General features: G+C 43.0%; 2 protein-coding genes. Both read left to right on the forward strand.

Annotated elements, in window-relative coordinates; genetic code table 11:
* Nucleotides 1-79: 79 nt before the first annotated feature.
* On the forward strand, nt 80-634 hold the full coding sequence (locus tag QUA80_RS33395; protein ID WP_333429184.1) for a response regulator: 555 nt from the start codon (nt 80-82) through the stop codon (nt 632-634).
* A gap of 833 nt (nt 635-1467) precedes the next feature.
* Nucleotides 1468-1830, forward strand: coding sequence for a hypothetical protein (locus QUA80_RS33400; RefSeq protein ID WP_333429185.1), 363 nt, complete (start codon nt 1468-1470; stop codon nt 1828-1830).
* Nucleotides 1831-1889: the final 59 nt, after the last annotated feature.

Raw genomic sequence — 1889 nt, forward strand, 5'->3', positions numbered from 1 at the left:
ATGAGGACGCCCAGACATTTTAATATTCTCCTTTACTTTTCAGGTAACTCTAGCATAACTTTAGAAAAATGGTATTAAATTGTGGCGAAAGTACAAGCCGCATTTAATTTGGATGGATTTGAGGATGCCTGCTCTAGACGGCTTTCAAGCTGCTCAAAAAATTAGAACTCTGCCTAACGGTTCTAACACTAAAATTATTGCTTTGAGCGCTAATGCTTTTGTTAAAACCCAGGAACTCGCCATGTCGAACGGCTTCGATGACTTTGTTGCCAAACCGTTCCGAGAAACAGTAATTTTTGAGAAGATGGCGCTTCATTTGGGTGTTCGCTATATCTATGAAGAGGAGTCGCCGAGGAAGTCCGAACAGGATGAGCACGTTGTGCAACTGACTCCTGAGTCGCTGTCTGTGTTGCCGAGGGAGTCGATTGAGAAGCTTTATAAAGCAGCCGCTTGTGGAGATGAGCAAGCGGTAAGGCTGTTGATTGAGCGAATTCCCCTGTCGCAGAAGCCTCTTGCTGTGGCTCTGACTAAATTAGTTGATAATATGAGCTTAGATATTATCAGCGATTTAACTCTGAAGTGCATTTCGACCGATTGTACGATCGCAAAATCCCAAGACTATTCTCAAAGTTAACTCGGTTTTTAGATTCGTACCTCATATATCAATATATGAAGTTCAACCTTAGTCTATCGCCAAATCCCAAGACTATTCTCAAAGTTAACTCGGTTTTGAGAATCGTACCTCATATATCGATATATGACGTTCACCGAGTGCATTTCGGTAGATTAGGCGAGCTCACCATCCCAAGATTGCGATCAAAGTTAACTCTGTGTTTAAAACCCGTACCTCAGATATCGATATATGACGTTCGGCAGATTATACGATCACCAAATCCCAAGACTGCGAGCAAAATCAACTCTGCGGTGAGAGTCTGTACCTCAGATATCGATATATGACGTTCGGCAGATTGTACGATCACCAAATCCCAAGACTGCGAGCAAAGTTAACTCGGTTTTTAGAGTTCGTACCTCAGATATTGATATATGACGTTCGGTAGATCGCAAAGCATTAGGACGATTTTGTTCAGAGCAGCACGATTTGACAGAGCAATGCCGAGCAGAGGTACAGCCCATAATCTGCTAACAACTCACGCTCACTTGATTGTTTACTCCGTGCTATCGGCTGTACCTGTCTGTACGTAACGACAGATGCGGGTTCGATCCGCAGTAGCAAGTCAGCGGATTTGGTCTGGGTGGAATGTGGCAGCGGGTCGAGCAGATTGGCGCTCAGTTGGAGATTCAGAGCGAGCTCTTATCGGGAACAAAGGTTATTATTGGTCATATCTGTTGGGAACATCCGTTCGTAAAAACCTACCAAAATCGGGACAAAGCTATGAATAGCTTCCTGGCTTAACGAACGCGATCTAAATATAAAATTAGAGCGACGGAGTGAAAGGTGCAACTATTATGTCTTATAGCGAATTTTCCCTAGATGATATTAAGCATAAACTCGGCTTAACAATTAGAGAAGTATCTGAAGTCTTTACGGCTGTAGAACCGATCGCACCCAGTCAGCTTTTAAAGGAAACCTTAGCCGAAAATATTCCCTTAGCCTTGGGAATTGACACGGAAAAAGCGCGATCGGAGATGATAGTCGCTCCGGTATTGATTGAACTCCGCAGGCGGTGCGATCGTCAAATCAGCCTCTTTTCCGGTACGGAATTTAATATTGATCGAGTCAAAGGACTGAATGGCATTTGTGACTTTATGATTAGTCATTCACCAGAACAATTATCTTTAAATGCTCCCGTGTTTATACCATTTTTCTAAAGATGTGCTAGAGATAAAGAATGTAAGATCCAAGACCATCCTGTGAGAAAACCAATGAC

It is taken from the genome of Microcoleus sp. F4-D5, assembly GCF_036704885.1.
Taxonomy (GTDB): Bacteria; Cyanobacteriota; Cyanobacteriia; order Cyanobacteriales; family Microcoleaceae; genus Microcoleus.

Coding starts and splice junctions, on each gene's coding strand:
- QUA80_RS33400 (WP_333429185.1), top strand. CDS start 1,468: ATGTCTTATAGCGAATTTTCCCTAGATGATATTAAGCATAAACTCGGC.